This is a genomic window from Nostocoides japonicum T1-X7, from assembly GCF_001046855.1.
Lineage (GTDB): Bacteria > Actinomycetota > Actinomycetes > Actinomycetales > Dermatophilaceae > Nostocoides > Nostocoides japonicum.
This window is the reverse complement of the sequence record NZ_HF570958.1, coordinates 5027508-5031501: the sequence shown is the minus strand read 5'-3', so window position 1 is coordinate 5031501 and position 3994 is coordinate 5027508. Positions and strand designations below refer to the sequence as shown.

General features: G+C 66.3%; 4 protein-coding genes. 1 reads left to right on the top strand and 3 read right to left on the bottom strand.

Annotation, left to right across the window (positions count from 1 at the left end):
• Positions 1 to 18: 18 nt before the first annotated feature.
• Positions 19 to 1302, bottom strand: a complete 1284-nt coding sequence (locus BN12_RS22690; RefSeq protein ID WP_235432332.1) for an IS110 family RNA-guided transposase — start codon at positions 1300 to 1302, stop codon at positions 19 to 21.
• 293 nt (positions 1303 to 1595) lie between these two features.
• On the opposite strand from BN12_RS22690, the gene BN12_RS22685 reads away from it, so the two are divergent.
• Positions 1596 to 2066 carry a cupin domain-containing protein gene (locus tag BN12_RS22685; RefSeq protein WP_048555767.1) on the top strand — a complete coding sequence of 157 codons (471 nt, stop codon included), beginning with the start codon at positions 1596 to 1598 and terminating at the stop codon, positions 2064 to 2066.
• Positions 2067 to 2206: 140 nt separating this feature from the next.
• Here BN12_RS22685 and BN12_RS25655 read toward each other — a convergent pair whose 3' ends face one another.
• On the bottom strand, positions 2207 to 2668 hold the full coding sequence (locus tag BN12_RS25655) for a hypothetical protein (RefSeq protein ID WP_162233136.1): 462 nt from the start codon (positions 2666 to 2668) through the stop codon (positions 2207 to 2209).
• A 431-nt stretch (positions 2669 to 3099) separates the two neighbouring features.
• Entirely contained in the window at positions 3100 to 3678 is a 579-nt protein-coding gene (locus BN12_RS24885) for a DUF6318 family protein (RefSeq protein ID WP_157635643.1), read from the bottom strand.
• Between the last annotated feature and the right edge of the window lie 316 nt (positions 3679 to 3994).

Genomic DNA, 3994 nt, shown 5'->3' with positions numbered 1-3994 from the left:
CCCATGAGAAGCCCTATGTCAAGCCGCCTCGGTTTGGGTTTTGAGGAGGCGTTGGAGTGCTTGGTGGTTTTGGGGGTTGTAGGCGAGGTGGTCTTGCCAGCAGTGCCAGATGATGGTGAGCCAGGCTCGGGCCAGGATGCGGGCGGCGTGGGCGTGGTCGTGTCCACGTGTTCGGGCGCGGTTGTAGAGGTCGGCGGCCCAGGGGTTGGCGTGCCGGGAGTCGGCGGCGAAGTCGATGACGGCGTCGCGCAGTTGCTTGTCGCAGGACCAGCGGAACCCGACGACGCGGCTCTTGCCGGACTGGCGGGTCGAGGGTGCGGCGCCGGCGAGGCAGGCCAGCGATTCGGGGGTGGGGAAGCGGGCTCGGCAGTCGCCGATCTCGGCCAGGAGGCGCGCGGCGCGCACGGTGCCGGATCGGGGCAGGCTGGTGAAGATGTGGGCGTCGGCGTGCGTGTCGAGTTGGTGGCCGATCTGGGTGGAGAGGGTTTTGATCTGCTCGACCAGGGTCTGCAGCAGCGCGACGTAGCTGGCGGTGATGGCCGCCTGGCTGGCGGCGTACTCGCCGGTGGCGCCGCGGGGGGCGTCCAGGAGGCGTTGGTGCAGGACGGCAGGGTCGACCTTGCCGGAGTAGCCCTGCTTGGCCAGCCAGTCGCCGAGGCGTTTGGGCGTGAGCCAGTCGATGCGGTCTTGGGTGTCGAATCTGGTCAGGAACGCCAGAGAGATCTCGGAGTCGATGTCTTTGAAGAGTCCTACGGCGCCGGGCAGGATGTTGCGCAGGTGAGCGCGGAGCTGGTTGGCTGCCGCGACGCGGTGTTTGACCAAGTCCTTGCGGGCCCGGCACGCACGACGCAGCGCGGTGGTGGCCTGGGTGTCCGGGACCAGGGGCCGCAGCCGGGCTCGGTCGGTGCGCAGGGTGTCAGCCAGGACATAGGCGTCGAACCGGTCGTCCTTGTTACCGGCCGAGCCGTAGCGGCCGCGCAGGTTCTTGACCTGGTTCGGGGAGATCACTACCACGGTCAGGCCGGCGCCGAGCAGGGCATCGACCACGGGACCGTCAGGACGTTCGATGGCGACCTCGCCGACGCCATGACGGCCCAGGAACCCGATCAGGTCCCGCAGGCCGGCGCTGGTGTGGGGGGTCAACGTTGCCGCGGCCTGTCGGCCACGGCCATCGACGATGCATGCGGCGTGGTCATCACGTGCCCAGTCGATGCCGGCGGTCACGTCGTTGGCCGCGAACTCCGGCAGGCAGCCGGTACCGGTGGACGGTTCACTACTTCGGGCGTTGCTGGCAGACTTCACGTCAGCCTCCTCGCTGCTAGACCCAGTGGGGAGGCACCCTCATCTCTCGATGGCTCGGGTGGCCACGGTGCCGAGACGTGCCTGCCGGTTCGCTCACTGATCGGCACTCGCAACCAGGAATCCTGGTCTTGGTGCGCAGCCCTATCGACGGTCCACACGTCCCGGGCAACCCCCAGATCCTGCACATCTCATGGTGGACGTCATCGGCGTCAAGCGAGCAGGGCAGTGACCTGGCGGCACCCGGGGTGCATCGACGCTCCATCTGAGAACGCCGACATCAGGAAGGTAGACCAGTGAGCCTCGCATACATCGCCCAGGCGGCCGATCACGACCGGATCGAGTGGATCGGCGGCAAGGAGCTGCAGATCCTCCTCGACGGTTCGCATACCCGGAACCAGGTAACCGTCGTGCGCAGCAGCCTCGGCGAGGGCTCGGCCTCGCCCTTGCACCTGCACCACGACGAGGACGAGATGTTCGTCATCCTCCGGGGCCATGGGATCTTCTGGGTCGGCGACGAATGCCGTGAGGTTGGGGAGGGCGGCGCGATGTTCCTGCCTCGTGGTGTTCCGCACGCCTACCGCTTCACCTCGCCCGAGGTCGACCTGCTGACGATCTGCACACCGAGCGGCATGGAGCGGTTCTTCCGGACGGCCGGCCGCCGGATGACCGACCCGCGCCCCGACGGATGGGAGGTCACCATGGAAGCCATGGCCGCCGCCGCCATCGGGGGTGGTCAGGAGATCCTCGGGCCACCGCCAGGGTGAGGTGGGGGGGGACCGGCGCCGGTGACGACGTCGGCTGACGCCGTCCCTCGGTGGGCCTCACCGGCCGACGGGGACGCACCTCTGTCGTGATGGCGTGGGGCGCGTGCTTGATGGGGTCCGTCGCCGTCCGGCGGGGGTGGTTATCGGGTGACCAGGCGGTTGGTCGCGGTGCGGACCGTCACCGTCGTGGCGGGCTGCTGGACGGTGACGGTGTCCGGGATCTGGGCCCACGAGCCGCCGTTGACGCGGAAGTCGGCGCCCCACTGCACCGACACGCTGACCGCGTACTTGCCGGCGGCGGCGTAGGCGTGTCTGACGTCCCCATCGGGGTAGACCCCTCCCAAGGACCTGGTCGGGCCGTAGCTGGCGCCGTCGCCGAACCGGTAGGTCAGCCCGATGAGCGTGGGCCGGATGTCGACCCGGTAGCCGTACATGGTGGCCGGGTCCACCTGGTCGACCTCTCCCGGCCCGTAACCAGCGGCCGACCAGCTGGCGCGGTAGAAGTTCGTCAGCGTCACCAGCGTCACGTTGCCCTTGGGCTGGAACCCGACCCTGGCCCTGGCCCACGGCGTCTTGTGCATCGCGTCGATGATCATCGCCATCGTCGGCCGCTTCGCCGCACCCGGCACCTCATTGGGCCGACACGTCCGCCCCACGAGCGTCCAGTCGCCCTCCATCGTCCCGTCCGCACGAACGAGCCTGCGCTCAATGTCCACCAAAGGCCCCGCCTCGCCAGGACACAAGAGCGCGACCTTGTAACACTCCGTCGGATCGAAGCTACCCCGCCCATCACCACACGAATCAACCGTCCGGTAAATGTAGTAGTCGCCCCCGGCAGCCATTGCTAGCCTCTGATCGCTTCCCCACTTGATCAGCTGATCGCGATGGACGACCGTTGTTGCGCCACCCTCGTTCACGTTTCCGTTGATGCCCGCCTCAGCCGTCGGGACAACCAGCGTCATCAAGAGCATAGCGAGCGCGCACACTGTAATCCAATACGCACGGCGCCGCATCATTGGAGAGGCCTTGTGGTTCATTGGGACTCGACGATCTTGATCTCATGGACCAGCCAGTGTGTCGACTCCCACTCCAGGAAGAATAACCAGTGCGAGGGCTCTTCTGGGTCTGTGAGGACGACCTTGCCGTCCTTGTCCACAACGCTTGCACGATTCTGAGTTCCGAGGAACTCTACGCGATACAATCCCTTGCTCGTTCCCGCGAAAATCACTGTCTTGATGGACGCAGGCTCCTTGGTGTATCTCTGACTCTTGGTGGCTAAGTCGACTGCTGTCCGTTGGAGTGCCGCGCAGGCCTTGGAGGACGAATTACAGAGCTCTGGGAGGATATGCTCGTCAGGAGTCGTCCATGCCACATTCAGTGAATGGATGAAATACTCCGTAAACGCTTCAGAGCCGGCAACGCTGTGTTTCTGTGCAGATGGCGGAATCTTGGACCGAGTTCCGGGGGTAGTGGGACTTGTTGTCGTCTTGGTGGTGGGGATTGAGGTCGGGGGCGTCGTGGTGCTGGTGGAGGGATCTGGATCGGAGCCGTTGCATCCGGCGAGGAGAACGGCGAGCGTCACCGCCGCCACTGCTGGTGCGTGACGTCTCATCTGGGCCCCTCTCGTTGGTCACGGGCAGGTATTCGTGCGTGACCTTAGCGATGTTCAGTTCAGCGCCCCGAAAGTTATCCACAGGCGGTGCTGAAGCGCCCGTGTCCGCTGAGTTGCGGGAAATGTAGGCAGGGTCGGCGGGTCGGGGCAACCTTGGGCGCCCACTTGGTGAGAAGCCTGCGGGGAGGGTCCGCCCTCCCGAGTCGTCTTCGGTGCGGTGGGGACGTGCGGGTGCTGTGGGGAAGGTAGCTAGAGCCAGGACTCTGGCTGTCTTCCCCAGAAGGTCATGAGGACGCTGCCGGTGCACGGGGCTGGC

What these genes read in the sequence shown, in the direction of transcription:
- BN12_RS25655 (WP_162233136.1), bottom strand. Translation starts at nt 2,668, where the DNA reads ATGGCGATGATCATCGACGCGATGCACAAGACGCCGTGGGCCAGGGCC.
- BN12_RS24885 (WP_157635643.1), bottom strand. Translation starts at nt 3,678, where the DNA reads ATGAGACGTCACGCACCAGCAGTGGCGGCGGTGACGCTCGCCGTTCTC.